The organism is Bacteroides caecigallinarum (assembly GCF_021531075.1).
GTDB lineage: Bacteria > Bacteroidota > Bacteroidia > Bacteroidales > Bacteroidaceae > Phocaeicola > Phocaeicola caecigallinarum_B.
Genome location: NZ_JADYTJ010000041.1, coordinates 1 through 25,851 on the forward strand (window position 1 = coordinate 1; position 25,851 = coordinate 25,851).

Consider the following 25,851-nt stretch of genomic DNA (forward strand, 5'->3'; position numbering starts at 1 on the left):
TAGTATTACTGATAATTTATATTATAGAAGTGTTGCTACGTTTGCATTAACCCATTATCATAGTAATTCTAAATATACTGATGGAATAAAGGAAAATTCTATGGATAGTAATCCATTTGAAGGAGGTCAATTTGATCTTGCAGCAGGAACGTTTGTTCCTAATCCTACTTATTCAAGCTATGGTGCAAAATTTGAATAAAAACATTGAGCCATGAAAAGATTTAAATACATAATATTAAGTATATTCTCCCTCGCTACACTATTTTCGTGTAGCGATACGGAGGATATCCGCAACGACATTGATAATTTGAATGCTCGTTTAGCTCAGCTTGAAGCTCAAATGCCTCAAGTGAATGAAAATATAGCTCTTTATCAAGGGTTGATAAACGACAAATATATGATTGTTGGTTATGCCGAAGATAAAGATGGAGACTATATTTTAGACTTGAGCAATGGTGAGAGTTTTGAGGTTAATGTACATGCAGGTGGTCAACCTACTATATCAATAGGTGAAGATGGATATTGGTATTATACATATAATAATGGTGTGGCGCAATTGTTGGCAGATGAAAACGGCAATCCTGTAAGTGCCACATTGGTTCCTCAATTTAAGGTTGACGCTAATGGATACTGGCAATATTCTTTTGGTGATGATGTGTGGTTGGGTGGTATTGGTGAAGCAGATCCTAATAAAACATTTGGTAGTGTATTTAGTGAGGTTGAGTTTAAAGATGATAAATTAATTTTGACTTGGTCATCAAATGGACAAACTTTGACAAAAGAAATACCTTTGTTTGAAGGATTATATTTGACTATACCGGATTTGACTGATGTAACTGAGCCTGTACAGTTCTCAGTAGGACAAACTTATACATGGACGATTGAGCAAGGTCCTAAAGTTGAAAAAATAGTTATAGAAACTATTGATTGGACAATAAAAGTAGAAGAGACTTCTATGACTGTTACAGCACCAAAGAAGAATCTTATGGAGTCAGATTATGTAGATAAGTTAGTGCTTAAAATATTCTCAAAAGAAGGGTATTGTAGGGCAGTAACTATTCCTGTGAAGTTGTTAAATTCAATAATAGATGAAAATTCTGCCACAGCGTGGCAGAATTTTTTGTTAAAGAACGAATGGAATGTTCTTCTTGATTATTCGTACGCTGGATACATGCATGGCAAAGTCGCTCCTCCGGATGGATTCGCTTTGGGATACGAAGTTGTCAATGTGAAAGAATATATGGATAGTAAGAATTTGAGTGCCCGTGAGGCGTTTATTGAAATTCTTAATGAAAATAGATTAGTAAGAATTAACGGTAATACTACCAATTCTAATTCAAATGTAAGAAAAGTCTTTTATTTCCCGGCAGGAGAATATGATATGCAACCTTCCGGTATTACTGATCTTTTCCCTGAAATATATGGTGGAAACTTCGTTATTAAAGGTGACGGTGAAGGGAAAACAAAGATATTTATGAACAGTTATATTTATAATAATAAAACAGCACCTTTGTTCCTTATAAAGCATACTCAGAGTCCTACAAATATTGATAATTCTAAAGAACTTGCAAAGATTACGGCAAATGTATCAAAGGGTAGTTTTAGTGTAAATGTTTCTTCTACAGTAGGTTTATCGCCAGATAAATGGGTTCAATTGAGGTTACGAAGTGCCAATAATGATCTTTTGCAAAAGGAGTTGGGACCTATATATTCTCAAAAGAAAGACATTTGGTCAATAACACAACAACCCGGTTTGACAGGAGACAAAAATAACAATGAAGATGGTAAAGGAGTGAATATAATGGAATTTCACCAGATAAAATCTATCAGTGGAAACACTGTGACATTTTATGAACCTATAATGAGTGATATTGACATTTCGTATAACGATTATGATGGCGGATGGATAATTCGTGATTATAAATATTTTGAGAATGTAGGAGTAGAGAATCTTACTTTTGTAGGTAATGCTGTTACTCCATATTATCATCATGGAGAAGGAGCAACTGACAGCTCTATTCCTGAGTGGATGTATGATAATGGTTATATGCCATTGCAGTTTGGGCGACTTATTAATTCATGGGTACGAAATGTGACATTTGAAAGTGTGAGTGAAGCGATGACATTCGGAGAATCTGCAAATTGTTCTGCGTATAATATAACAATTAAGGGTAATAGAGGACACTCTGCTGTCAGGGCGCAGGGATCAAGTCGTGTGTTTATAGGTAAAGTTATTGATGAAAGTTCTGACACACGTGGTCATGGACAATGGCACGGATGTGGAGTATCAAAACCAAGTATTGGTACTGTGATATGGAATTCCAATTGGGGAAAGGATGCTTGTTTCGAGTCACACGCTACACAACCGAGGGCGACATTGTTTGACAATTGTTCCGGAGGACTTGTTCGTTACCATGCGGGAGGAGCAGAGTCTGAAAATCCTAATCATCTTAGAGACCTTACTATATGGAACCTGTATGTAACCGGAACTATAGATGAGAAAAATCAAAATTGGAGTAATGATTTTCAATGGTGGGATGCAACTACTGTATGGTGGAAAATCTATCCTCCTATATTGGTTGGTGTTCATGGAACGAGTATAACTTGGGATAAAGGTACTGATGATGCAAAACAATATACATACGAAGAAAGTACAGGAACAAAGGTTACTCCGGAATCTCTATATGAAGAACAGTTGAGAAATCGTTTAGGGTATCTTCCGGCATGGCTTAACGCATTGAAATAATTTTAAAATATTACGATTATGAATAAGAAAATATTCTTTCTTATCAGTCGTACAGTATTTGTCTTTGCGCTTCTGGTTTTTGCCATGGGGTGCAAAGACGATGCTGTTAATGACGGTGAGACTCCGGAAGATAATGCGCAGACATTGTATCAGGAGAAAGTTGATTATATGAATACGGATGCAGCCATTATAAGTGGGCTGGTGAAAGGCGAACTTGAGGTGACTGCTACGTGGACGGACGATAAAGGAAACCGTTCGGTGCAGTTCTCCAACCAGCTGGTAACTATTGTGTATGCTGCTTCTAACTATGAGAAGATGAAGACCATTCCTTTGCTTGGAGTGGATGAAAGCGGGAATTGGGTTTATGATTATTATGGAGAGGTGTTGCCGCTGAAGGATGCGAATGGTAATGCCGTTTCTGCAAGTGACGGAATAGTACCTGTATTGCGGCTTAACAAGACCGGATACTGGGAATATACATTGGATACAAAGTCTTGGAACAGGTTAAGCGACAAGATGGTAGGGAAGATTGAGAATGCCGGACGTGGTTCGTATTCATTGTTTGATACGGCTATAATGTCGTACGATTCAACCTCTATGACTTTGACTCTTAAGACAGGAGGAAAATCATTTAGTGTTGTGACAAGAGATATGCAAACAACTGAAGCGTGGAACAAGTTTAATGCCGGAGCAGAGGATAACATCCTTCTTGATTTCTCGTATGCGGGATATAAGCATGGAGAGGAGGCGGCACCGGACGGAAGAGCCTGGGGATTTACTGAAGAGAACATCAAGAACTATATGACTGATGGCTCAAAGTATGCACGTGATGCCTTGAACAAGATTCTCGCAAAGTATAAGCTGAATGAACGAAGCGGAAATTCAAATGCCAAAGTTCTGATATATTTCCCTGAAGGAGATTATATCTTGCATAACAACAGTGATAACACTAAGGATGATTCAAAGACTACCGGTGATAAGGATGAATTAGGTAATAATACGAGCCACAGTATTGATATATTCGGTGGTAATGTTATAATTAAAGGTGCAGGCAGAGACAAAACACGACTGATAATGGAAACGCCTAACTTGCCTAACAATGACGCTATGTATTCATCGCCGGTGATGATTTCAATAAGGCATAACGGATTCCTACCTATTAATAATGATGGCAGCTATAATACGTTAAGACTTTCTGATGTCACTGCCGACGCGGCAAAAGGTACATTTAGCATAGAGGTCGGTAATCCGAGTCTGTTTTCTAAAGGAGAATATGTATGCCTGTATCTGCATGACAATGACCCGGAACTGGTGGATAAGGAACTTTTGCCTTATAAATGGGAGAGCACTATGACTAATATCTCTACTGAAGGTGTGCAAGTGGAAGATATTCACATGATAACTGACATTGTTGGAAACAAGATTACATTCAAAGAACCTATCATGCATGAGGTGGAAGCGAAATACAATTGGATGCTGATGAACTATTCGCATTATGAGAATGTAGGTATAGAAGACCTGACGTTTGTTGGACATGCAAAGGCGGATTTCGGTCATCATGACGATTGGGAAGACGATGGTGCATACAAACCTCTGAATCTCATGCGTCTGGTAAATTCATGGATACGTCGCGTGGATTTCCAGGATATTAGCGAGGCTGCATCTATAATATCATGCGCTAATGTTTCTGCGTATGATATCAATATACTTGGAAACAGGGGACATGCCGCAATACGTTCGCAAGGTTCGAGCCGTGTATTTATAGGCAAGGTGACTGACAGGACTACGGGACCATTGGCAGACTCTCCTTATACGGTTACTGAAGGTGCCGGACAATATCATGCATGTGGTGTCTCAAAACCGAGTATGGGGGCTGTGATATGGAATGTGTATTGGGGTGACGATGCTTGTTTCGAAGCTCATGCCACACAGCCGAGAGCCACACTGATAGATATGTGTAAAGGTGGTTTCGTACAGTCACGTCAGGGTGGTGACGCTGATCAGGTGCCTAACCATCTGAACGACCTTACGATATGGAACATGTGTTCTACAAGAACCAAACTTGGCGGTAACGGCAATCTTCCGGCAAACGGTGAGTTCGACTGGTGGAGGGACGGATGGAAGTATTGGAAAATTTTACCTCCAATAATTGTTGGTTTTCACGGAGAACCTGCTAACTTTGTGGATGAGCAGGTGAAGTTGGATGAAAACAACGGTGTGCCTGTATTGCCGGAATCTCTATATGAGGCTCAGCTTAAACACAGACTGAAACATGTGCCGGCATGGCTGCTTGAATTGAAATAACTTGTATGGAAAGGGAGGAATTAATAAAACGTTTGAAAGATATTGAATGGGATGACTTCGAGGTGAAGGAAGCCCGCAACGAACTGCCTAAGAATATTTGGGAAACGGTGAGTGCTTTCTCAAATACGTCAGGAGGTTGGATTGTTTTGGGCATAAGGCAAAAGGGAAAGTCTTTCTCGGTCTATGGCGTAGATAATGCAGAGAAACTTGAGCAAGATTTCCTTGGAACATTAAGGTCGCAGAAGTTTAATATCCGTTTGTCGCCTATAGCGCGTCAATATGTGATTGACGGGAAAAAGGTTTTGGCGTTTTATATTCCTTCCTCTACACAGAAACCTGTTTATTTTGGGAATCCTTTTAATTCTTTTATCCGTATGGGAAGCGGTGACCAAAGGGCCACTGAAAGTGAAATCATGGCAATGTATCACGACCAGTCTTTTGGTATCCGTTCTGAATTGCCTATTACGGAGACAGATATTTCCTTGCTTAATATGGATTCTTTGAATAGTTATAGAGGGTATCTTAGAGCGTATAATCCGCCTATGGCGTATGATGATTTGGATAACGCGCAATTTTGTGAACGGTTGTCTGTCTGTAACAAGAAAGGAGAGCTGACTTATGCGGGATTGTTGATGTTTGGTAAGGGAAGTGAGGTGCAGCGATATGTTCCTACTTTTTGTATGGATTATATTGAAATCCCTGGAAAGTCCATAACCGAGGCTGCAACACGTTATTCGTACAGGATACCTGAACAGGATAATTTGTGGGAAGCCTCGCAGGTGGTAATCAGACGTTTGCTTACTCTTGTTGACAGACCATTCAAGCTGAACAAATTAGGGGTGGCGGAAGATGATGGAAGAAGATTTGAGGTCTTGAGAGAGGCATGGGTAAATATGCTAATGCATACAGATCATTTTAGTCCGTTGAGATCGTGCGTAAGAGTATATACTGACAGAATAGAGTTTTTTAATGCCGGTTCATTTCCTATTCCTCCAGAGCGTATGTATGGAACATTGTTTTCACAATCGAGAAATCCTACTATCGCTAAACTTTTCCGCTTTGCCAAATTGGCGGAAAATGCCGGATTCGGTATTGAAAAGCTGCTTGGATGGAAAAAACTTACCGGAAGCGACGTCTCTATCAAGAATGAAAGGGATTATGTGCTTGTGACATTGGGCTTTTCTGACGTTGTCGTAGAAAATGTCGTAGAAAATGTCGTAGAAAATGTCGTAGAAAATGTCGTAGAAAATGTCGTAGAAAAACTTTCTTCCAGACAACTTGAGATACTTAATATGATTAAGGGAAATCCTCTTTTGTCTGCAGTACAAATAAGTTCTATATTGTCTATTAATGTAAGGACGATCCAAAGGGATTTGAAACGTTTGAAAGAATTAGGGCTTATTTCACGTGTGGGCGCAGACAGAGGTGGAAAATGGAACTTATTGAAATAATTTTTAAACTTAATATCATGAATTTGAAAAGAAACATTGGCTTTTTATTTTTGGTGGGGGCGGTGTTGCCTAATGCTTATGCGAATGTGGATGTGACACCGGAGACTAATGATGTACAAACAATAACTCAAAGCATTGACGAAGCTAAACTGAAGGAACTGCAGGAGTTCAGAAAAAAATATAAATTGGCTGAACCTAAGGCTTCTGCAAGTGAATTGAAATCTGCACAGATGGCACTGAAGATGCTTATGATTCAACGTACTGGTGATTATACGGCTACAGGTGCTGATTTGTGGGGAGAAAAGATGTTGAACCAGCATTTGAGGGATGCGGCGAAAAACGTCAGAGTTCTGGCGTATGGCGCATTAACGTTAGGTAAGTCAGGAAAGACGGATTTGGACTTGTACTTGGATTATCTGTTTACACATAATTTCTTCCTGAGAATGCCTAAATTGGTGTATAGCAATTATAATGATGTAAGAAAGATTCCTACCGACTTTATGAGTGCACTTCCGGTACTGGATGATGTACGCAAGGCTAAGCTTATTGCTGCTGTGCAGAAGTTGCTGGAGGTTGATATTATACGCCAGGGAGACAAGGCTATTATGAACTGGATAAGTTCTGACTATATTTTTAATGTAGTACCTTATGTATTTGATTTGGCTATTGCAAATCCTGATGACCAGCAGGCTATACTGGACTTGCAGTTGTTATCTGGTTTCCTTAGAGTATGTACTCGCTATAATGTAGGTAATAAGGATATTCTGAAACCTGATGGTACAGGATTCCATCATAACGCACATTATAATGGATATATGTATTCATATAGAAGTTGGGTAGGGTATTTTTATCGCTTTAAAGGAACGACATTGAAGATTGATAGAAAATCGTATGAAAGACTTAAGAACGCCGTTGTAACTCTATATATGACTGCTGTATGTGCCGATGGTGACAAAAATCGTATTTATGCAAACAGTATGGCGGGACGTCATCCGTTCTATAACATTGAGGTTCCGTTTACCCAAGAGTTGTTTGAACAGCTTGTCGAAATAGGAGGAGATGTAATGGGTACAGATATTGATAAAGATCTGGCGGCTTATTATAATTATTTCTTTAAGACAAACAAATATGATGTTCCGGCAAAGGATGCAAACGGATTCTACCAGTATAACTACAGTGCTGCAGGTGTTTATCGTCAGCCGGGATGGGTGGCTGTGATGAGATGTCCTACCGCTGTGCTTTGGACAGGTGAAATATATAACAAGACAAACCGTTTTGGCAGGTATCAGGGACATGGCACATTGGAAGTGCTGTATGAGGGAGGATTGGAACCTACCGGCTATCCTTCAAAAAATGAGAATAAAGGTGCCGGATGGGACTGGAATATGATGCCGGGAAGTACTACAGTGCATTATACGGATTGGGCTGAGATGATGCCTTATAAGAATGATAAGGACAGGTTTGACCAAAAAGCTAAAACTACTAATTTTGCCGGAGCGGTATCAAACAAGGAATATGGACTTTATGCTGCTGCTTTTGATCAGGGTGATAATTGGGGAAGTCAGAGATTTGTCCCGACTAATCTTACTTTCTGTAAGTCTGTACTTGCGATAGACGGGATGTTGTTCAGCATCGGTAATGGTATTTCTGCAAAAGGAACTTATGCGGATGATATGATTACTGCTACTAACCTGTTCCAGACCATTATATCGAAGAACTATGATAAACTTGTGGTAAATGGTAAGACAATGGGTAACGGAGAGAAGATGACAATTCCGTCGGCTGAGCCTCTTACTGTAATAAATCCTGTTTCTACCGGCTATTTCGTTCCGGCAGGACATGATGAGATAAACATAGTATATGATAAACAGCAGACGCCATCGTCTGTAGGACTTGCAGTAAAACCGGCGACAGAGGTAGCTGCTAAGGCTTATATCAATCATGGAGTGAAACCTGAGAAGAAGTCTTATTCTTTCATAGTGGTACCGTCTGCAAACGAGGCCAAAATGAAAGATGTAGCAGACAAACAAACTAAAGGTGAACTGTTTAATATCGTCGAAATGCAGGACTCTTTGCACATAATCAAGTATGCTCCTAAGAATGTATTGGCTTATTCGTTCTTTACTCCTGCAAAGGGACTGACTGCAGGTGAGGTAGTTTCTTCTGCTACAGAATTATTGCTGATAGAAGAAAAAGATGCAGAGGGTAATCTGTCATTGGCTATATCAAATCCTAATTTGAGACCTAAGATGATTGATAACAAAAACTGGAGAGAGTTGCCTACTCCAGCTTTCATAGAACTGAAAGGGACTTGGCAGACTGATGTAAATGTTCCAGGAGTGTTCCTCAAAACTATGGAAAATGGCAATACTGAGGTTTCATGTTTGCTCAGAAACGGAATGCCGATATATGTTAATTTAAAGAAGGTAAAATAATAATCAAGGGGTAATCACATACTTATAAAAAGAAACTCTTCCGTAAACTTTTACTGCTTTCGGAATAGTTTCTTTCGTTTTATTTATCGGAGTCGCCTTTCCTGTAAGAAAGAGGACTTATATTATATAGGTCCTTAAAACATTTTGAGAAATATCTGGCCGAACTGAAACCTATTTTTTCTGCTATCTCTGTTATGTTCAGCTCGGGATTGTTGCGCAATAGGAGGGCGCCGCGTTTTAGTCGTATGCTTGTTATGAAATCGTTAGGCGTTTGACCTGTTATGGCTTTAATCTTCGCAAAAAGGTTTGTTCTGGCCATTCCCATTTCTCGGGCAAATGTGTTCATATTGAATTCTGCATTTCCGATATTTTCTTCAATAATTGTTGTAGCTCTATCCAGAATGTCTTTGTCTATCTTGTTCGTGGCAAGCATTTGTACATTGGTATCAGGCTGGTGGCTGAATTTTTCCTGAAGTAACTTTCTGGAGTTTATCAGGTTGTTACATCTGGATATTAGTAGGCGTGTGTTGAACGGTTTTGTTACGTAATCGTCGGCTCCCGTCTGAAACCCTTCTATATATTGTTCCACAGCAGTCTGTGCTGTGAGCAGGATAACAGGAATATGACTCGTAGCTGGAGTGGATTTAATTTTTCTGCATAGTTCTTTTCCGTCCATTCCTGGCATCATTACATCTGTGATAACAATATCGGGCATGATAGCTTCTATTTGCTGTAATGCTTCTTCAGCACAGGACAGAGCATGTATTGAATAGAATGGGCTGAGTATTTCCTTAATTATAGCACGTATTTCATCATTGTCTTCAACTATCATCATGTTTGGCTTTTCTTCTTCCTCCACATTGATGTTTGCTGAATCTGAATTATTATCGCATACTGCAGGCTCTGTAATTATATCATTGGTCTGTAGTATAGTTTGTCGTTGTATGTCTTTGCTTTCTGTCGGACTAAGAATTTCTGTTTCTGAATATACTTCTTTATCAAGTGGAAGTGTTACCGTAAATGTTGAACCTTGATTCAGTTTACTACTGACTTCTATGTCTCCATGATGCATATTTACAATACTTTTAACGAGCGCCAAACCTATTCCTGAACCTGTTACGTCTGATGCTCCTGCATTGTTGTTTTTCGACTGAAAGAATATATCAAATATTTTGGGTATGTCTTTTTCTGGAATACCTTCACCATTGTCGGTTATGGATATTTTTGCAAACTTGTCCTCTTTGGTAATATTGATTGATATATGTCCTCCTTCTTTGGTATGCTTGATTGCATTGAATAAAAGGTTGTTTATCACTTTTTGAATGTGTTTTGCATCATACCAGATTTCTATGTTTTCGTGAGTGGTTTTAAAATCTAGTTTGATGGATTTCTTTAGTGCGTAGTCATAGAACAACATGTAGTTCTCTTTAAGGAATTCTACTATGTTGCCTCTGCTTACTTGTAGCTTTAAATGTCCGAGTTCATGTTTGCGATAATCCAGCAATTCTGTAATGAGTTCGCGTAGCTGCATGCAGCTGTGATACATGGATGATAGCTTGGAATATATTTGCGGACTGAATTTATGGTTCTGTATGAGTGTCTCAATTTGTGAAATAATAAGAGTCAATGGGGTGCGGAATTCATGTGAAATATTAGTGAAGAGCCTTAGCTGTGCCTGATTCTCTTTTTTTATGTTTTCGGCATGCTGTTGTTCAAGTTTTAACGATTCTGATAGGTGAAGACGTGTGAGATATATACTGATAAGATACCAGGCTATTCCTGATATCGTAAGTATATAAAGTATGTATGCAATAGGGGTTTGATAGAATGGGGCTTTAATCGTTATATTTAGTTTATAAGGTTTACATAATGACTCGTCTACATTTTGTGGCTTTATAATGAGGGTATATTGGCCAGGATGCAGATTGGTGTAAATTATTTCATTAGAGCTTCTGGTATCATTCCAGGTGTCGGAGAAACCTTCAAGTTTATATATAATCTTGCCTTTGTTCTCAGGTATATAGTTTGTGACAGCAAATTCCAAACAGAGCATGTTTTGTTTGTGGCTTAATTCTATTTGTTCTGTGTATTCGATAGATTGGTCAAGGATTTTGCTTTCATCTCCAGGTTTTATGTATTGCCCGTTAACTAAAAGTCCTGTAGCTATAATATCGTATGGCTTTGATTGATGCTCAAGGTCTTTCTCAAAGAAAGAAACCATGTTATGTATACTTCCCAGGAATATCTCGCCGTTTTTTGTGACATAAAGTGAATTCTCGTTTATTGCATTTATTGGTAATCCATTGTCTGAATTAAAATTATGGAATTGCTTGGTGTCTTTCTCAAAAATAGAAAAACCATCGGTGGTGATTAATAGTAAATTGCCACTGACTGTAGATTCTATTGCCTGGTAAACACAGTCATTGGAAAGATTATTGTTCTTCTTGTCGTAATTAATGAATCGGTCAGTCTTTGGGTCATATAAATCCAGTCCACTGCCTGATGTGCTAAGCCATATATTACCATTACTGTCTGTAGTAATGTTGTTTATGTTGTTGTTGCTTATAGAGCCAGTGGAGTGTATGTCGTGGCGGAAATTTCTTATATTACCGGTTTGAATATTGTAAACGTAGACTCCTTCGCCTGTGGCAGCTATCCACAGGTTCCCATTTTTGTCGAAGTTTAAGTCTGCTACCATTCCAAGTTTCTTGTTATTGGGAAGATTGTTCAGTAATTGCCTGCATATACCATCCTTTTTTGATAACAGACATATTCCATTTTGTGTAGCTATTACCAATGTGTCAGATGTATACTCTTCTATATCTCTTATAATGTCCGATGGTAGTGACGTAGCATCGCCAGCTTTTGCTTTGTATACTGTGATATGTCCGGTGCTGAGATTATACTTGTTTAAACCTCCGGTGTGAGTCCCTATCCATAGTGATTGTTTGGATTCATCTAAATATAATGATTTGATATTGTTATGTGAAATAGAACCTTTCCTTCCGTTTTCACTGATTAGCCATTTGAATTTCCCGGTGGATCTGTTCAGATAGTTTACGCCGCCTCCTTCGGTTCCTATCCAAAGATTACCATTGCTGTCTTCAATCATACGGCCGACTATGGGACTGCTTAGTCCATTTTCTTCGGTTGTTGAAAATTCGTATCTTTTATAAATGGAATATTCGGGATTTATGTAGTTGACACCTCCGAAATATGTTCCTATCCAAAGGGTGCCTTGCTTATCTTTCTCTATACACCAGACCGATGAGTGTGTAAGATTGTACTGCGAACTGCCTGATGGTATATGTATAAACTTATCTGTGGCTATATCGTATTTGTCGATGCCATTGAAGGTACCTATCCACATATTCCCATAATTATCTTGACAGATAGCTCTGACGAAATCAGAGGATATTGAATTATTTATTTTGTCGTTTGATTTTCTGTGGTTAATAATCTGGCCGGATTCTTTTATAATGAACAGTCCATTGTCCCAACTTCCTGCCCATAATGAATTATCTTTATCAATATACAGTTGTGTGATATTTCCCGATGGAACGATTTTTGATATCCTTTTAATTGTGCTGTATTTATATATGCCATGTGATGTTCCAATCCACATATTCCCGGATTTGTCAATTGTCATAGAATTTATAACATTTACTTCTTTGGGCAATGTGTAGAATTTTTCAAATGATGATGTTGAATTGTTGAATATGTAAATGACATTATCTATGCTTATGTATAGTTCTTTGTTGTAGTATATACAGTCGGTTTTACCTTTGTATAGTTCCTTGAATTTTTGTGTATGCATGTTGAACTCGCATACTCCATCTATGGTTAGTATGTAAATATATCCGTTCTTGTTCCCTGTAACTTTAAGTATGAAATTTGACGGAAGGCTGAATTGATTGTCTTTTTCTGTTTTGAAAGTATGTATCTTTTTCCCGTTGTATAAGTTCAGGCCGACTCGGGTCCCTATCCAGAGCATACTGTGCTCATCTATGTAAATACTGTTGACTGAGAGTTGTGATAATCCTTCGTCTGTAGTGAGGTGATTGAAGGTTGGTGTTTGGGAATGCAGGGGTAAATTCAATGATACTAGAATAATAAATAGTAGCTTGAATATGATTTTATAATTTCTCATAGGCTTTGTCTTATTGGGCAAAAATAGGGAATTTTTCTGATTATATAGTATAAGTTTTACACTCTTTTCTTGTGTGAATATCGAATTTGTCTTATATTTGTCAAAGTATTTAATTTAAATTTTATCATGGAAAACGAAAACAAGAATAATCAGTTGCAAATAGAACTGAAAGAAGAAGTAGCTAAAGGTACATATGCTAATCTTGCAATTATAACACATTCAACATCTGAGTTTATAATAGATTTTGTTTCAGTATTGCCTGGATTGCCAAAGGCGGGTGTTCAGTCAAGAATAGTAATGACGCCTGAAAATGCTAAAAGATTAATGTATGCTTTGCAGGATAATATGATTAAGTATGAAAGGAATTTTGGAACTGTGAAGATGCCTGAAGAACGTAATGCACAAGCTGAAAAAGGTGGTAAAACATTTGTTCCACCATTGAGCGATTTTAAAGGAGAGGCTTAAAAAAATATAAAAAACATTTATTTGGGTCCGTTTTGTGCTGTTTTGCGCAAAACGGACCTTTTTTATTTTGAAAAGTGTTTGTGTATTAAAAACTTATTCGTACCTTTGCAACCCGAAATATGTAGTTTCGCTTTAGGATTGGAATTTGAATAAACAATAATATAAATTTAAAAATCAAACAAAATGCCTACTATTCAACAATTAGTAAGAAAAGGAAGAACGGTTTTGGTTGAGAAAAGTAAATCACCTGCACTTGACTCTTGTCCTCAGAGACGTGGCGTTTGTGTACGTGTTTATACTACAACTCCTAAAAAACCTAACTCAGCAATGCGTAAAGTTGCTCGTGTGCGTCTGACAAACTCTAAGGAAGTTAACTCATACATCCCAGGAGAAGGACACAACTTGCAGGAACACTCAATCGTATTGGTACGTGGTGGTCGTGTGAAAGACCTTCCGGGTGTACGTTATCATATCGTTCGCGGTACTTTGGATACTGCAGGTGTGGCTGGTCGTACACAGAGACGTTCTAAATATGGTGCTAAGCGTCCAAAACCAGGACAGGCTCCAGCGGCAGCTAAAGGTAAGAAGTAATAATTTTAGCTGAGTACAATCCTTTTAAGTAAAGACTTTATTAATTTCGTTTTGGTTTGTTGGAAAAGCTTTAAGGTTGAGTAAATGTCTCAGAGGAGACGTTGAAGCAAACAGAGGTGCAGCCCCAAACTAAACATAATTTGTCAAACAAAATGAGAAAAGCAAAACCAAAAAAACGTGTGGTCCTTCCGGATCCAGTATTTAATGATCAGAAGGTTTCTAAATTTGTAAATCATCTGATGTATGATGGAAAGAAGAATACTTCTTATGAAATCTTTTACGGTGCACTTAATGTAGTTGGTACAAAGTTGCCTGCAGAAGAAACTTCTGCACTTGAAGTGTGGAAAAAAGCTCTCGAAAATGTAACTCCACAGCTTGAAGTTAAATCTCGTCGTATCGGTGGTGCAACATTCCAGGTTCCTACTGAAATTCGTCCTGATCGTAAAGAGTCTATCTCAATGAAGAACTTGATCTTATTCGCTCGTAAGCGTGGTGGTAAGAGCATGGCTGATAAATTGGCTGCTGAAATCCTTGATGCTTATAACGAACAGGGTGGTGCTTTCAAACGTAAGGAAGATATGCATCGTATGGCTGAAGCTAACCGTGCTTTTGCGCATTTCAGATTTTAATCAAGTAATAATTTAATAATTGTATATTTAAAATGGCTAAACAAGATTTGCATTTGACCCGTAATATCGGTATCATGGCTCACATTGATGCTGGTAAAACTACGACTTCAGAACGTATCTTGTTCTACACTGGTTTGACTCACAAGATTGGTGAAGTTCATGACGGTGCAGCAACAATGGACTGGATGGAGCAAGAGCAGGAACGTGGTATCACTATTACTTCTGCCGCTACTACAACTCGTTGGAAATATGCGGGTAATACTTATAAAATTAACTTGATTGATACTCCGGGACACGTTGACTTTACAGCCGAAGTAGAACGCTCTTTGCGTGTACTTGACGGTGCAGTTGCTGCATATTGTGCTGTAGGTGGCGTTGAACCACAGTCAGAAACTGTATGGCGTCAGGCTGATAAATATAACGTTCCTCGTATCGGTTACGTAAATAAAATGGACCGCTCTGGTGCTGACTTCTTCGAAGTTGTACGCCAGATGAAGGATGTTCTTGGAGCTAACCCATGTCCGGTTGTTATCCCAATCGGTGCTGAAGAAAACTTCAAAGGTGTAGTTGACCTTATTAAGATGAAAGCTATTCTTTGGCATGATGAAACAATGGGTGCTGACTATGACGTAGAGGAAATCCCTGCTAACTTGGTAGACGAAGCTCAGGAATGGAGAGATAAGATGCTTGAAAAAGTAGCTGAGTTTGACGAAGCTCTTATGGAGAAATATTTCGATGATCCTTCTACTATAACAGAAGAAGAAATCTTACGTGCTCTTCGTGCTGGTACTTTGAAGATGGATATCGTGCCTATGTTCTGTGGTTCTTCATTTAAGAACAAAGGTGTTCAGACTCTTCTTGACTATGTATGTGCATTCTTGCCTTCTCCGCTTGATACTCCAAACATCATCGGTACTAACCCAAATACTGGTGCTGAAGAAGATCGTAAACCAGATGAAGATGAAAAGACTTCTGCTCTTGCGTTCAAGATTGCAACTGACCCATATGTAGGTCGTTTGACTTTCTTCCGTGTTTACTCGGGTAAAATCGAAGCAGGTTCTTATATCTTCAACTCTCGCTCTGGTAAGAAAGAACGTGTTTCTCGTTTGTTCCAGATGCACTCAAACAAGCAGAACCCAGTTGAAGTAGTAAGTGCTGGTGATATAGGTGCAGGCGTTGGTTTCAAAGATATCCGTACTGGTGATACTCTTTGTGATGAAACTGCTCCAATCGTTCTTGAGTCTATGGACTTCCCAGAACCAGTTATCGGTATCGCAGTAGAGCCTAAGACTCAGAAAGACCTTGACAAGCTTTCTAACGGTTTGGCTAAACTTGCTGAAGAAGACCCAACATTTACTGTAAGAACTGACGAACAGACTGGTCAGACAGTTATCTCTGGTATGGGTGAGCTTCACTTGGATATCATCATCGACCGTTTGAAACGTGAATTTAAGGTTGAATGTAACCAAGGTCGTCCTCAGGTTAACTACAAGGAAGCTATTACTAAGACAGTAGAACTTCGTGAGGTATATAAGAAGCAGTCAGGTGGTCGTGGTAAGTTCGCTGATATCATCGTAACTATTGGCCCAGTTGATGAAGATTACAAAGAAGGTGGACTTCAGTTCATCGATGAGGTTAAAGGTGGTAATGTGCCTAAGGAATTCATCCCTTCAGTACAGAAAGGTTTCCAGACTGCAATGAAGAATGGTGTGTTGGCTGGCTTCCCTCTCGATTCGTTGAAGGTTGTCTTGAAGGATGGTTCTTTCCACCCTGTTGACTCAGACCAGTTGTCTTTCGAAATCTGTGCTATTCAAGCTTACAAGAATGCTTGTGCTAAAGCAGGTCCTGTTCTTATGGAGCCTATCATGAAGCTTGAAGTTGTAACTCCGGAAGAAAACATGGGTGATGTTATCGGTGACTTGAACAAGCGCCGTGGTCAGGTAGAAGGTATGGAGTCAAGCCGTTCTGGTGCTCGTATTGTTAAAGCAATGGTTCCACTGGCAGAAATGTTCGGTTATGTAACAGCTTTGCGTACTATCACTTCAGGTCGTGCTACTTCTTCAATGACTTACGATCATCATGCACAGGTTTCTAGCTCAATCGCTAAGACTGTTCTTGAAGAAGTTAAAGGTCGAGTTGATCTAGTTTAATCTATAAAATAATATCTTGAAGCCTATGAGGGCTAGCGAATGACTCTTAGCCCTCAAGCTTCATCTTATAATAATCAATTAATTAACAATTTAAAATTTAACAATGAGTCAGAAAATCAGAATTAAACTGAAATCTTACGATCACAACTTGGTAGACAAGTCTGCTGAAAAAATTGTAAGAACTGTGAAGGCTACAGGTGCTATCGTTAGCGGACCAATTCCATTGCCAACACACAAAAGAATCTTTACTGTAAACCGTTCGACTTTCGTTAACAAAAAGTCACGTGAACAGTTCGAATTGTCTTCTTATAAGAGACTTATCGACATCTATAGCTCAACTGCTAAAACTGTTGATGCTTTGATGAAATTGGAATTACCAAGTGGAGTAGAAGTAGAAATTAAAGTTTAATCAATTAAAATTTAACTGAAATGCCAGGATTATTAGGAAAGAAAATCGGAATGACATCCGTGTTCAGTGCTGATGGTAAGAATGTACCATGCACTGTTATCGAAGCTGGTCCTTGTGTAGTTACTCAGATTAAGAGTGTTGAAAAAGATGGTTATGCTGCTGTTCAGGTAGGTTTCCAGGACAAAAAGGAAAAGCATACTACAAAGCCTTTGATGGGACACTTTAAGAAAGCTGGAGTAACTCCAAAGAGACACTTGGCCGAGTTCAAAGATTTCTCAGAAGAATTGAATTTAGGTGACACTATTACTGTAGAGTTGTTCAATGACGTAAATTACGTTGACGTGATTGGTACCTCTAAAGGTAAGGGTTTCCAGGGTGTTGTAAAACGTCATGGATTTGGTGGTGTTGGACAGACTACTCACGGTCAGCATAACCGTGCTCGTAAGCCGGGTTCTATCGGTGCTTGTTCTTACCCAGCTAAAGTATTCAAAGGAATGCGTATGGGTGGCCACATGGGTGGTGACAGAGTAACTACTCACAACTTACAGGTATTAAAAGTAATTCCTGAACATAATCTTCTTCTTATTAAGGGTTCTGTTCCAGGTTACAAAGGTTCAATCGTAATAATTGAGAAATAATGGAAGTTAACGTATTAAATATTAAAGGTGAAGATACTGGTAGAAAAGTAGCGCTTAACGATGCTATTTTCGGTATTACACCAAATGATCACGCTATCTATCTTGATGTTAAGCAGTACATGGCTAATCAGCGCCAGGGAACTCATAAGTCAAAGGAAAGAAGTGAAATAAGCGGTTCTACTCGCAAGTTGGGTCGTCAGAAAGGTGGTGGCGGTGCACGTCGTGGTGATATCAACTCTCCACTTTTGGTAGGTGGTGCTCGTGTTTTTGGTCCTAAACCACGCGATTACTGGTTCAAATTGAATAAGAAGGTTAAGGCTTTGGCACGTAAATCTGCTTTAGCTTATAAGGCACAGACTAACAACATCTTGGTTGTTGAAGACTTCACTTTTGAAGCTCCGAAGACTAAAGAATTTATAAATGTTGTGAATAATTTGAAAGTGGCTGGCAAAAAGCTACTTATGGTTTTGCCGGAAGCAAATAAAAACGTATATTTGTCCGCTCGTAACTTAGAGCGTACGAATTTAGCAATTGCTTCTGCGTTAAATACTTACTCAGTATTGAATGCAGAAACTCTTGTTGTAACTGAGAGTGCATTAAAAGCTATCGAGGAAACCTTAGTTAAATAATTAAAGGAGGCTTAGTAAAATGGGAATTATTATTAAACCGTTAGTAACAGAAAAAATGACTGCTATAACTGAAAAGTTCAATCGTTTCGGTTTTATTGTGCGTCCTGATGCTAACAAATTAGAGATTAAGAGTGAAATCGAGGCTTTGTATAACGTGACTGTAGTTGGCGTAAATACTATACGCTATGCAGGAAAGAATAAAAGCCGTTATACTAAATCAGGCCTGATCAAAGGTCGTACTAATGCTTATAAGAAAGCTATAGTGACATTGAAAGAAGGCGATACTATTGATTTTTATAGCAATATTTAATAAATAAGATGGCAGTACGTAAATTTAAGCCCACAACACCGGGGCAGAGACACAAAATTATTGGTACTTTTGAAGAAATTACTGCATCGGTACCAGAGAAATCTCTTGTATGTGGAAAGCGTTCTACTGGTGGTCGTAACCACGTAGGTAAAATGACAATGCGCTATATCGGCGGTGGTCATAAGAGAAAATTCCGTTTCATCGACTTCAAGAGAAATAAAGACGGTGTTCCAGCAGTTGTTAAGACAATAGAGTATGATCCAAACCGTTCGGCACGTATCGCTTTGTTGTTCTATGCTGATGGAGAAAAGAGATATATTATTGCTCCTAATGGATTGCAAGTTGGCAGCACTTTGATGTCAGGAGCGACTGCGGCGCCAGAGATTGGTAACGCACTTCCGCTTGAAAACATCCCTGTAGGTACAGTTATTCACAATATCGAGTTACGTCCAGGTCAGGGTGCAGCTTTAGTAAGATCGGCTGGTAATTTTGCTCAGTTGACTTCTCGCGAAGGTAAGTATTGTGTAATCAAATTGCCTTCAGGTGAAGTAAGACAAATCTTGAGTGCTTGTAAGGCTACTATCGGTAGTGTTGGTAACTCTGATCACGCTCTTGAATCTTCTGGTAAAGCAGGACGTTCTCGCTGGTTGGGCCGTCGTCCACACAACCGTGGTGTTGTTATGAACCCTGTTGATCACCCAATGGGTGGTGGTGAAGGACGTCAGTCAGGAGGTCACCCAAGATCACGTACAGGCTTGTATGCTAAGGGCTTGAAGACTAGAGCACCTAAGAAACAGTCTTCTAAGTATATAATTGAGAGAAGAAAGTAATAACTGATTAATTGAGTAAATTATGAGTCGTTCATTAAAAAAAGGTCCATATATTAATGTAAAACTGGAAAAGAAGGTGCTTGCTATGAATGAAAGCGGCAAGAAATCAGTTGTTAAGACTTGGGCTAGAGCTTCAATGATTTCGCCTGATTTCGTAGGGCATACAATTGCAGTTCACAACGGTAACAAATTTATTCCTGTTTACGTTACTGAAAATATGGTCGGACACAAACTTGGTGAATTCTCGCCAACACGTACATTCCGTGGCCATGCCGGTAACAAGAAAAAATAACGGGAGACTTATTTGAAAAATAATAAAGTAAATAATAATGGGAGCAAGAAAAAAAATATCGGCTGAAAAGAGAAAAGAAGCCCTTAAAACCATGTATTTTGCCAAGTTGCAGAATGTTCCTACATCTCCAAGAAAAATGCGTCTCGTGGCTGACATGATTCGCGGTATGGAAGTGAACAGAGCGCTTGGTGTACTGAAGTTTTCTTCTAAAGAAGCTTCTGCAAGAGTGGAAAAATTGTTACGCTCTGCTATTGCTAACTGGGAACAGAAAAACGAACGTAAAGCTGAAAGCGGTGAATTGTTTGTAACAAAGATTTATGTTGATGGTGGTGCAACACTCAAAAGAATGAGACCAGCTCCACAGGGAAGAGGATACAGAATTCGCAAACGCTCAAATCATGTGACTTTGTTCGTTGATTCAAAGAATACTAATGATAATCAAAATTAAGAGTAGATGGGACAGAAAGTTAATCCGATAAGCAACCGTTTAGGAATTATCAGAGGATGGGATTCAAATTGGTACGGTGGCAAAAATTATGGTGACGCTTTGCTCGAAGATAGCAAAATCCGTAAGTACTTGAATGCCAGACTTGCAAAGGCAAGTGTTTCAAGAATTGTAATTGAACGTACTCTGAAATTGGTGACAATTACTGTATGCACTGCTCGTCCAGGTATTATCATAGGTAAAGGTGGTCAGGAAGTTGATAAGTTGAAGGAAGAGTTGAAGAAGATCACTGATAAAGATATTCAGATTAATATCTTTGAAGTTAAGAGACCTGAGTTAGACGCTGTGATTGTTGCTAATAATATAGCACGCCAGGTTGAAGGTAAAATTGCTTACAGACGCGCGATTAAAACTGCTATTGCAAATACAATGCGTATGGGAGCTGAAGGTATCAAAATCCTTATCTCTGGTCGTTTGAATGGTGCAGAAATGGCACGTTCAGAAATGTATAAAGAAGGACGTACTCCGCTACATACTTTCCGTGCAGATATTGACTATTGTCATGCAGAAGCCTTGACTAAAGTAGGTTTGCTAGGTATTAAAGTATGGATTTGCCGTGGAGAGGTTTATGGAAAACGTGAGTTGGCTCCAAACTTCACTCAGACAAAAGAAACTGGCCGTAACAACGGTTCAAATAATGGTGGAAAAAACTTCCGTAAGAAAAAAAACAACAATCGCTAACGAATTTGAATTTTAGGAATTATGTTACAACCGAAAAAGACAAAATTCAGAAGACAGCAGAAAGGTAGTGCTAAAGGTAATGCCCAGAGAGGACATCAGCTGGCTTTCGGTACTTTTGGTATCAAGTCATTGCAGACTAAATGGATCACTGGACGTCAGATTGAAGCAGCTCGTATTGCTGTAACAAGATATATGCAGCGTCAGGGACAGATCTGGATTCGTATATTCCCTGATAAACCTATTACTCGTAAACCAGCTGACGTACGTATGGGTAAAGGTAAAGGTTCACCAGAAGGATTCGTAGCTCCAGTTACTCCAGGTCGTATATTGATCGAAGTAGAAGGAGTTCCTTTTGATATTGCAAAAGAAGCTCTGCGCCTCGCAGCTCAGAAACTTCCAGTTACAACTAAGTTTATTGTTAGACGTGATTACGACGCAAGTCAAAATGCTTAATTGAGATATGAAGATTGCAGAAATAAGAGAAATAGCTACTAGCGAATTAGCTGAAAGAATTCAGACTGAAGAAGCTAATTACAAACAAATGGTTTTGAATCATTCAATCTCTCCACTGGCAAATCCTGCTCAGATTAAACAATTGCGTAGAACTATCGCAAGAATGAAGACAGAGTTGCGTCAGAGAGAACTTAACAAATAATAATGGTCCACATGGAAGTTAGAAATTTAAGAAAAGAAAGAACTGGTGTTGTTATAAGCAACAAGATGGAAAAGACCATTACTGTTGCTGCTAAGTTTAAGGAGAAACACCCTATTTATGGTAAGTTCGTTAGCAAGACGAAGAAATACCATGCTCATGACGAAAAAAATGAATGTCTTCTTGGTGATACAGTACGTATCATGGAAACTCGTCCATTGAGCAAAACAAAGAGATGGAGATTAGTTGAAATTATTGAAAGAGCTAAGTAATCATGATACAAACAGAATCAAGACTTACAGTGTGTGACAACAGTGGTGCAAAAGAAGCTCTTTGTATTCGCGTTCTAGGTGGTACAAAAAGACGTTATGCCTCTGTTGGGGATGTTATTGTAGTTTCAATAAAGAGTGTAATCCCTTCAAGTGATGTTAAAAAAGGTGCCGTATCTAAAGCCCTGATCGTACGTACTAAGAAAGAAATTCGTCGTGCTGACGGTTCTTATATTCGTTTTGATGATAATGCTTGCGTATTGCTGAATAACGCTGGTGAAATTAGAGGAAGTCGTATCTTTGGTCCGGTTGCGAGAGAATTGCGTAATGCTAATATGAAAGTTGTTTCTTTGGCACCTGAAGTACTTTAATTTTGTAAAAGATTTAAGTAATGAGTAAATTACATATTAAAAAAGGCGATACAGTTTACGTTAACTCTGGTGAAGATAAAGGTAAAACTGGACGTGTGTTGAAAGTCCTAGTTAAGGAAGGACGTGCTTTGGTTGAAGGTATCAATATGGTATCTAAGAGTACTAAGCCTAACGCTAAGAACCCTCAGGGAGGTATTGTGAAGCAGGAAGCTCCTATTCATATTTCAAACCTTAACCCTGTAGATCCTAAAACAGGTAAACCAACACGTATTGGTAGAAGAGAAAGTTCTGACGGTAGAACATTTGTTCGTTATGCTAAAAAATCAGGAGAGGAGATCTAATAAATGAGTAATACTGCAAGCCTAAAGAAAGAATATGCTGAGCGTATAGCTCCAGCATTGAAGAATCAATTCCAGTATTCTTCGACAATGCAGATTCCTGTTCTTAAAAAGATTGTTATCAATCAAGGATTAGGAATGGCTGTAGCCGATAAGAAGATCATAGATGTTGCTATCAATGAGTTGACTGCCATAACAGGTCAGAAAGCTGTAGCAACTGTATCTCGTAAGGATATCGCAAACTTTAAGTTACGTAAAAAAATGCCTATTGGCGTTATGGTAACTTTGCGTCGTGAGAGAATGTACGAATTCCTTGAAAAACTTGTACGTGTTGCTTTGCCACGTATCCGTGACTTCAAAGGTATCGAAAGTAAATTTGATGGTAGAGGTAACTATACATTAGGTATACAGGAGCAGATAATTTTCCCTGAAATCAACATCGACAGCATTACTAAGATATTGGGTATGAACATTACTTTTGTAACTTCAGCCCAGACTGATGAAGAAGGATATGCTCTTTTGAAAGAATTCGGTTTACCGTTTAAAAACGCAAAAAAAGATTGATAAGCTATGGCAAAAGAATCAATGAAAGCTCGTGAAGTAAAAAGAGCTAAACTTGTTGCAAAATATGCTGAGAAGCGTGCTGCACTCAAGAAAATCGTTAACACTGGTGACCCTGTTGAAGCTTTTGAAGCTGCACAGAAATTGCAGGACCTGCCAAAAAATTCTAATCCAATTCGTTTGCACAACCGTTGCAAGCTTACTGGACGTCCAAAGGGTTATATGCGTCAGTTCGGTATTTCTCGTATTCAGTTCCGCGAAATGGCTTCTAACGGTTTGATCCCAGGTGTAAAGAAAGCTAGCTGGTAAAGACTTTTTTATTATTAAATATTGTCAGGGTAGTCCTGATTAATTTAACAATTTTATTTTATGACAGATCCAATAGCAGATTATCTCACAAGATTGAGAAATGCAATTAGTGCAAAGCACAGAGTAGTTGAAGTGCCTGCATCTAATTTGAAGAAGGAGATCACTAAGATCTTATTTGACAAGGGGTACATTTTAAACTACAAATTTGTAGAAGATGGTCCTCAAGGTACTATCAAAGTGGCTTTGAAGTATGATAACGTTAACAAAGTTAACGCTATCAAGAAACTTATCAGAGTTTCTACTCCAGGTATGCGTAAATACACTGGTTACAAAGACATGCCGAGAGTTATTAATGGATTGGGTATAGCAATTATATCTACTTCCAAAGGTGTAATGACTAACAAGGAAGCTGCTGAATTGAAAATAGGTGGTGAAGTTCTTTGTTATGTATATTAATAGGAGGATAAGCAATGTCAAGAATTGGTAAATTACCTATTTCAATCCCTTCAGGAGTAACAGTTACTCTAAAGGATAACGTAGTAAACGTAAAAGGTCCAAAAGGTGAGTTGAGTCAGTTTGTAGATCCTTCTATAAATGTTGAAATTGCTGACGGTCACGTTGTATTGACTGAGAACGAAAGCGCATTATTGGATAACCCAAAACAGCGTCATGCATTCCATGGATTGTATCGTGCCTTGATTAACAACATGGTAGTTGGTGTTTCTCAAGGATACAAGAAAGAATTGGAATTAGTAGGTGTGGGTTATCGTGCTTCTAATAATGGAAACATTATTGATTTTGCATTAGGTTATACACACAATATATTTTTGCAGTTGCCACCTGAAGTAAAAGTTGAAACTAAATCTGAAAGAAATAAGAATCCGCTTATCATTTTGGAATCATGTGATAAACAGCTTCTAGGACAGGTTTGTTCAAAAATACGTTCTTTCCGTAAGCCTGAACCTTATAAAGGAAAAGGTATTAAGTTTGTTGGCGAAGAAATTCGTAGAAAGTCTGGTAAGTCAGCTGGTGCTAAATAATTCACTTAAATACGTATAATTATGACAACAAAAATAGAAAGACGAATCAAAATCAAATATAGAGTACGCAACAAAATTTCAGGTACTCCTGAACGTCCGCGTATGAGTGTATTTAGAAGTAACAAGCAGATCTATGTTCAGGTAATTGATGACTTGAATGGTAAAACACTAGCTGCTGCATCTTCACTAGGCATGGAAGCATGTCCAAAGAAAGAACAAGCAGCGAAGGTTGGTGAATTGATCGCGAAAAAAGCTCAGGAAGCTGGTATTACGACTGTCGTATTCGACCGTAATGGTTACTTGTATCATGGGAGAGTAAAAGAAGTAGCTGATGCTGCTCGTAACGGTGGACTTAAATTTTAATGAATTATGGCAGTTAATAATAGAGTTAAGATCACTAACGATATTGAATTAAAAGATAGATTGGTTGCAATCAACCGTGTTACTAAAGTTACAAAAGGTGGTAGAACATTTAGTTTCTCTGCTATTGTAGTGGTAGGAAATGAAGATGGTATCATAGGTTGGGGACTTGGTAAGGCTGGTGAAGTAACAGCAGCTATTGCAAAGGGTGTTGAATCAGCAAAGAAGAACCTGACTCGTGTTCCTGTTCTAAAAGGTACTGTACCTCACGAACAGTCAGCAAAATTCGGTGGTGCTGAAGTATTCATCAAACCAGCTTCAACAGGTACTGGAGTAGTAGCAGGTGGTGCAATGCGTGCAGTATTGGAAAGTGTTGGTATTACAGACGTTTTGGCTAAGTCAAAAGGTTCTTCAAATCCACACAACCTTGTGAAAGCTACTATCAAGGCTTTAGGAGAAATGCGTGATGCAAGAATGGTTGCCCAGAATAGAGGCGTAAGTTTGGATAAAGTATTTAGAGGATAAGGAGGAATAACATGTCAACTATAAAGATTAAACAAGTAAAGAGCAGAATTGGTGCTCCAGCTGATCAGAAAAGAACTTTGGATGCACTTGGACTTCGCAAGCTGAATCGTGTGGTTGAACACGAAGAAACTCCATCAATCCTCGGAATGATTCAAAAGGTAAAACACCTGGTTGAGATCGTTAAGTAATATATCGTTAATAATAAAGGATT

Annotated in this window: 30 protein-coding genes; 29 read left to right on the forward strand and 1 reads right to left on the reverse strand. The window is 38.7% G+C overall.

From position 1 onward, the window contains the following. The 5 genes from I6E11_RS10870 to I6E11_RS10890 form a co-directional block, all read left to right on the forward strand. Nucleotides 1-199 (forward strand): hypothetical protein (locus I6E11_RS10870; protein ID WP_235338061.1); only part of this gene is annotated, 199 nt, incomplete at its 5' end. A 12-nt stretch (nucleotides 200-211) separates the two neighbouring features. Further along, nucleotides 212-2,746 carry a BT3328 family hyaluronic acid endo-lyase gene (locus tag I6E11_RS10875; protein ID WP_235338062.1) on the forward strand — a complete coding sequence of 845 codons (2,535 nt, stop codon included), beginning with the start codon at nucleotides 212-214 and terminating at the stop codon, nucleotides 2,744-2,746. Nucleotides 2,747-2,764: 18 nt separating this feature from the next. Then, nucleotides 2,765-5,050 carry a DUF4955 domain-containing protein gene (locus I6E11_RS10880; RefSeq protein WP_235338063.1) on the forward strand — a complete coding sequence of 762 codons (2,286 nt, stop codon included), beginning with the start codon at nucleotides 2,765-2,767 and terminating at the stop codon, nucleotides 5,048-5,050. 5 nt (nucleotides 5,051-5,055) lie between these two features. Next, nucleotides 5,056-6,501 carry an RNA/DNA-binding domain-containing protein gene (locus I6E11_RS10885; protein WP_235338064.1) on the forward strand — a complete coding sequence of 482 codons (1,446 nt, stop codon included), beginning with the start codon at nucleotides 5,056-5,058 and terminating at the stop codon, nucleotides 6,499-6,501. Between the two features lie 17 nt (nucleotides 6,502-6,518). Next, nucleotides 6,519-8,936 carry a polysaccharide lyase family 8 super-sandwich domain-containing protein gene (locus I6E11_RS10890; RefSeq protein ID WP_235338065.1) on the forward strand — a complete coding sequence of 806 codons (2,418 nt, stop codon included), beginning with the start codon at nucleotides 6,519-6,521 and terminating at the stop codon, nucleotides 8,934-8,936. Between the two features lie 79 nt (nucleotides 8,937-9,015). Here I6E11_RS10890 and I6E11_RS10895 read toward each other — a convergent pair whose 3' ends face one another. Next, the gene (locus I6E11_RS10895) at nucleotides 9,016-13,086 is read right to left on the reverse strand and encodes a hybrid sensor histidine kinase/response regulator transcription factor (RefSeq protein ID WP_235338066.1); all 4,071 of its coding nucleotides are present in this window, start codon (nucleotides 13,084-13,086) and stop codon (nucleotides 9,016-9,018) included. 126 nt (nucleotides 13,087-13,212) lie between these two features. Between I6E11_RS10895 and I6E11_RS10900 the strand changes: the two genes are divergently transcribed. The 24 genes from I6E11_RS10900 (at nucleotide 13,213) to rpmD (ending at nucleotide 25,828) form a co-directional block, all read left to right on the forward strand. Further along, a complete protein-coding gene (locus tag I6E11_RS10900; protein ID WP_235338067.1) occupies nucleotides 13,213-13,551 on the forward strand; it encodes a DUF3467 domain-containing protein in 339 nt (112 codons plus the stop codon). A 183-nt stretch (nucleotides 13,552-13,734) separates the two neighbouring features. After that, nucleotides 13,735-14,142 carry a 30S ribosomal protein S12 gene (gene rpsL / locus I6E11_RS10905; RefSeq protein WP_235338068.1) on the forward strand — a complete coding sequence of 136 codons (408 nt, stop codon included), beginning with the start codon at nucleotides 13,735-13,737 and terminating at the stop codon, nucleotides 14,140-14,142. Nucleotides 14,143-14,294: 152 nt separating this feature from the next. Beyond that, entirely contained in the window at nucleotides 14,295-14,771 is a 477-nt protein-coding gene (rpsG, locus tag I6E11_RS10910) for a 30S ribosomal protein S7 (RefSeq protein ID WP_235338069.1), read from the forward strand. Nucleotides 14,772-14,803: 32 nt separating this feature from the next. Beyond that, nucleotides 14,804-16,921 (forward strand): elongation factor G, encoded by a 2,118-nt coding sequence (gene fusA / locus I6E11_RS10915; RefSeq protein ID WP_235338070.1) that lies wholly within the window; start codon nucleotides 14,804-14,806, stop codon nucleotides 16,919-16,921. 103 nt (nucleotides 16,922-17,024) lie between these two features. Next, entirely contained in the window at nucleotides 17,025-17,330 is a 306-nt protein-coding gene (gene rpsJ / locus I6E11_RS10920; protein ID WP_002558075.1) for a 30S ribosomal protein S10, read from the forward strand. Nucleotides 17,331-17,350: 20 nt separating this feature from the next. Next, complete coding sequence (rplC, locus tag I6E11_RS10925) at nucleotides 17,351-17,968, forward strand: 50S ribosomal protein L3 (RefSeq protein WP_235338071.1); 618 nt, start codon at nucleotides 17,351-17,353, stop codon at nucleotides 17,966-17,968. Further along, nucleotides 17,968-18,597, forward strand: coding sequence for a 50S ribosomal protein L4 (gene rplD / locus I6E11_RS10930; protein WP_235338072.1), 630 nt, complete (start codon nucleotides 17,968-17,970; stop codon nucleotides 18,595-18,597). The genes rplC and rplD overlap by 1 nt, the downstream gene beginning before the upstream one ends. Before the next feature lie 19 nt (nucleotides 18,598-18,616). Continuing rightward, nucleotides 18,617-18,907: a 50S ribosomal protein L23 gene (rplW, locus tag I6E11_RS10935; protein WP_235338073.1), complete on the forward strand. Its 291-nt coding sequence runs from the start codon at nucleotides 18,617-18,619 to the stop codon at nucleotides 18,905-18,907. 8 nt (nucleotides 18,908-18,915) lie between these two features. Beyond that, nucleotides 18,916-19,737, forward strand: coding sequence for a 50S ribosomal protein L2 (rplB, locus tag I6E11_RS10940; RefSeq protein WP_154043494.1), 822 nt, complete (start codon nucleotides 18,916-18,918; stop codon nucleotides 19,735-19,737). Nucleotides 19,738-19,759: 22 nt separating this feature from the next. Next, a complete protein-coding gene (gene rpsS, locus I6E11_RS10945; RefSeq protein WP_235338074.1) occupies nucleotides 19,760-20,029 on the forward strand; it encodes a 30S ribosomal protein S19 in 270 nt (89 codons plus the stop codon). Nucleotides 20,030-20,066: 37 nt separating this feature from the next. Further along, on the forward strand, nucleotides 20,067-20,477 hold the full coding sequence (rplV, locus tag I6E11_RS10950) for a 50S ribosomal protein L22 (RefSeq protein ID WP_154043493.1): 411 nt from the start codon (nucleotides 20,067-20,069) through the stop codon (nucleotides 20,475-20,477). 6 nt (nucleotides 20,478-20,483) lie between these two features. Then, nucleotides 20,484-21,215, forward strand: a complete 732-nt coding sequence (gene rpsC, locus I6E11_RS10955; RefSeq protein ID WP_235338075.1) for a 30S ribosomal protein S3 — start codon at nucleotides 20,484-20,486, stop codon at nucleotides 21,213-21,215. Nucleotides 21,216-21,236: 21 nt separating this feature from the next. Next, nucleotides 21,237-21,668, forward strand: coding sequence for a 50S ribosomal protein L16 (rplP, locus tag I6E11_RS10960; RefSeq protein WP_154043491.1), 432 nt, complete (start codon nucleotides 21,237-21,239; stop codon nucleotides 21,666-21,668). A 7-nt stretch (nucleotides 21,669-21,675) separates the two neighbouring features. After that, the gene (rpmC, locus tag I6E11_RS10965) at nucleotides 21,676-21,870 is read left to right on the forward strand and encodes a 50S ribosomal protein L29 (RefSeq protein ID WP_235325466.1); all 195 of its coding nucleotides are present in this window, start codon (nucleotides 21,676-21,678) and stop codon (nucleotides 21,868-21,870) included. An 11-nt stretch (nucleotides 21,871-21,881) separates the two neighbouring features. Next, nucleotides 21,882-22,139: a 30S ribosomal protein S17 gene (gene rpsQ / locus I6E11_RS10970; RefSeq protein ID WP_235338076.1), complete on the forward strand. Its 258-nt coding sequence runs from the start codon at nucleotides 21,882-21,884 to the stop codon at nucleotides 22,137-22,139. Between the two features lie 2 nt (nucleotides 22,140-22,141). Continuing rightward, nucleotides 22,142-22,507, forward strand: coding sequence for a 50S ribosomal protein L14 (rplN, locus tag I6E11_RS10975; RefSeq protein WP_154043488.1), 366 nt, complete (start codon nucleotides 22,142-22,144; stop codon nucleotides 22,505-22,507). Between the two features lie 20 nt (nucleotides 22,508-22,527). After that, nucleotides 22,528-22,848 (forward strand): 50S ribosomal protein L24, encoded by a 321-nt coding sequence (gene rplX / locus I6E11_RS10980; protein WP_154043487.1) that lies wholly within the window; start codon nucleotides 22,528-22,530, stop codon nucleotides 22,846-22,848. A gap of 3 nt (nucleotides 22,849-22,851) precedes the next feature. Next, entirely contained in the window at nucleotides 22,852-23,409 is a 558-nt protein-coding gene (gene rplE, locus I6E11_RS10985) for a 50S ribosomal protein L5 (protein WP_235325464.1), read from the forward strand. A gap of 6 nt (nucleotides 23,410-23,415) precedes the next feature. Beyond that, nucleotides 23,416-23,715, forward strand: a complete 300-nt coding sequence (rpsN, locus tag I6E11_RS10990) for a 30S ribosomal protein S14 (RefSeq protein WP_154043485.1) — start codon at nucleotides 23,416-23,418, stop codon at nucleotides 23,713-23,715. Between the two features lie 60 nt (nucleotides 23,716-23,775). Next, nucleotides 23,776-24,171 (forward strand): 30S ribosomal protein S8, encoded by a 396-nt coding sequence (gene rpsH, locus I6E11_RS10995; protein ID WP_235325462.1) that lies wholly within the window; start codon nucleotides 23,776-23,778, stop codon nucleotides 24,169-24,171. Nucleotides 24,172-24,185: 14 nt separating this feature from the next. After that, complete coding sequence (gene rplF, locus I6E11_RS11000) at nucleotides 24,186-24,755, forward strand: 50S ribosomal protein L6 (protein ID WP_235338077.1); 570 nt, start codon at nucleotides 24,186-24,188, stop codon at nucleotides 24,753-24,755. Nucleotides 24,756-24,776: 21 nt separating this feature from the next. Continuing rightward, the gene (gene rplR, locus I6E11_RS11005; protein ID WP_154043482.1) at nucleotides 24,777-25,118 is read left to right on the forward strand and encodes a 50S ribosomal protein L18; all 342 of its coding nucleotides are present in this window, start codon (nucleotides 24,777-24,779) and stop codon (nucleotides 25,116-25,118) included. A 6-nt stretch (nucleotides 25,119-25,124) separates the two neighbouring features. Further along, nucleotides 25,125-25,640 carry a 30S ribosomal protein S5 gene (gene rpsE, locus I6E11_RS11010; protein WP_235338078.1) on the forward strand — a complete coding sequence of 172 codons (516 nt, stop codon included), beginning with the start codon at nucleotides 25,125-25,127 and terminating at the stop codon, nucleotides 25,638-25,640. An 11-nt stretch (nucleotides 25,641-25,651) separates the two neighbouring features. Beyond that, the gene (rpmD, locus tag I6E11_RS11015; RefSeq protein WP_235338079.1) at nucleotides 25,652-25,828 is read left to right on the forward strand and encodes a 50S ribosomal protein L30; all 177 of its coding nucleotides are present in this window, start codon (nucleotides 25,652-25,654) and stop codon (nucleotides 25,826-25,828) included. The last annotated feature ends 23 nt before the right edge of the window (nucleotides 25,829-25,851 follow it).

Bases quoted from the DNA above. Each gene is read 5' to 3' on its own strand.
- I6E11_RS10875 (WP_235338062.1), top strand. From the start codon at position 212: ATGAAAAGATTTAAATACATAATATTAAGTATATTCTCCCTCGCTACA.
- I6E11_RS10880 (WP_235338063.1), top strand. From the start codon at position 2,765: ATGAATAAGAAAATATTCTTTCTTATCAGTCGTACAGTATTTGTCTTT.
- I6E11_RS10885 (WP_235338064.1), top strand. From the start codon at position 5,056: ATGGAAAGGGAGGAATTAATAAAACGTTTGAAAGATATTGAATGGGAT.
- I6E11_RS10890 (WP_235338065.1), top strand. From the start codon at position 6,519: ATGAATTTGAAAAGAAACATTGGCTTTTTATTTTTGGTGGGGGCGGTG.
- I6E11_RS10895 (WP_235338066.1), bottom strand. From the start codon at position 13,086: ATGAGAAATTATAAAATCATATTCAAGCTACTATTTATTATTCTAGTA.
- I6E11_RS10900 (WP_235338067.1), top strand. From the start codon at position 13,213: ATGGAAAACGAAAACAAGAATAATCAGTTGCAAATAGAACTGAAAGAA.
- rpsL (WP_235338068.1), top strand. From the start codon at position 13,735: ATGCCTACTATTCAACAATTAGTAAGAAAAGGAAGAACGGTTTTGGTT.
- rpsG (WP_235338069.1), top strand. From the start codon at position 14,295: ATGAGAAAAGCAAAACCAAAAAAACGTGTGGTCCTTCCGGATCCAGTA.
- fusA (WP_235338070.1), top strand. From the start codon at position 14,804: ATGGCTAAACAAGATTTGCATTTGACCCGTAATATCGGTATCATGGCT.
- rpsJ (WP_002558075.1), top strand. From the start codon at position 17,025: ATGAGTCAGAAAATCAGAATTAAACTGAAATCTTACGATCACAACTTG.
- rplC (WP_235338071.1), top strand. From the start codon at position 17,351: ATGCCAGGATTATTAGGAAAGAAAATCGGAATGACATCCGTGTTCAGT.
- rplD (WP_235338072.1), top strand. From the start codon at position 17,968: ATGGAAGTTAACGTATTAAATATTAAAGGTGAAGATACTGGTAGAAAA.
- rplW (WP_235338073.1), top strand. From the start codon at position 18,617: ATGGGAATTATTATTAAACCGTTAGTAACAGAAAAAATGACTGCTATA.
- rplB (WP_154043494.1), top strand. From the start codon at position 18,916: ATGGCAGTACGTAAATTTAAGCCCACAACACCGGGGCAGAGACACAAA.
- rpsS (WP_235338074.1), top strand. From the start codon at position 19,760: ATGAGTCGTTCATTAAAAAAAGGTCCATATATTAATGTAAAACTGGAA.
- rplV (WP_154043493.1), top strand. From the start codon at position 20,067: ATGGGAGCAAGAAAAAAAATATCGGCTGAAAAGAGAAAAGAAGCCCTT.
- rpsC (WP_235338075.1), top strand. From the start codon at position 20,484: ATGGGACAGAAAGTTAATCCGATAAGCAACCGTTTAGGAATTATCAGA.
- rplP (WP_154043491.1), top strand. From the start codon at position 21,237: ATGTTACAACCGAAAAAGACAAAATTCAGAAGACAGCAGAAAGGTAGT.
- rpmC (WP_235325466.1), top strand. From the start codon at position 21,676: ATGAAGATTGCAGAAATAAGAGAAATAGCTACTAGCGAATTAGCTGAA.
- rpsQ (WP_235338076.1), top strand. From the start codon at position 21,882: ATGGAAGTTAGAAATTTAAGAAAAGAAAGAACTGGTGTTGTTATAAGC.
- rplN (WP_154043488.1), top strand. From the start codon at position 22,142: ATGATACAAACAGAATCAAGACTTACAGTGTGTGACAACAGTGGTGCA.
- rplX (WP_154043487.1), top strand. From the start codon at position 22,528: ATGAGTAAATTACATATTAAAAAAGGCGATACAGTTTACGTTAACTCT.
- rplE (WP_235325464.1), top strand. From the start codon at position 22,852: ATGAGTAATACTGCAAGCCTAAAGAAAGAATATGCTGAGCGTATAGCT.
- rpsN (WP_154043485.1), top strand. From the start codon at position 23,416: ATGGCAAAAGAATCAATGAAAGCTCGTGAAGTAAAAAGAGCTAAACTT.
- rpsH (WP_235325462.1), top strand. From the start codon at position 23,776: ATGACAGATCCAATAGCAGATTATCTCACAAGATTGAGAAATGCAATT.
- rplF (WP_235338077.1), top strand. From the start codon at position 24,186: ATGTCAAGAATTGGTAAATTACCTATTTCAATCCCTTCAGGAGTAACA.
- rplR (WP_154043482.1), top strand. From the start codon at position 24,777: ATGACAACAAAAATAGAAAGACGAATCAAAATCAAATATAGAGTACGC.
- rpsE (WP_235338078.1), top strand. From the start codon at position 25,125: ATGGCAGTTAATAATAGAGTTAAGATCACTAACGATATTGAATTAAAA.
- rpmD (WP_235338079.1), top strand. From the start codon at position 25,652: ATGTCAACTATAAAGATTAAACAAGTAAAGAGCAGAATTGGTGCTCCA.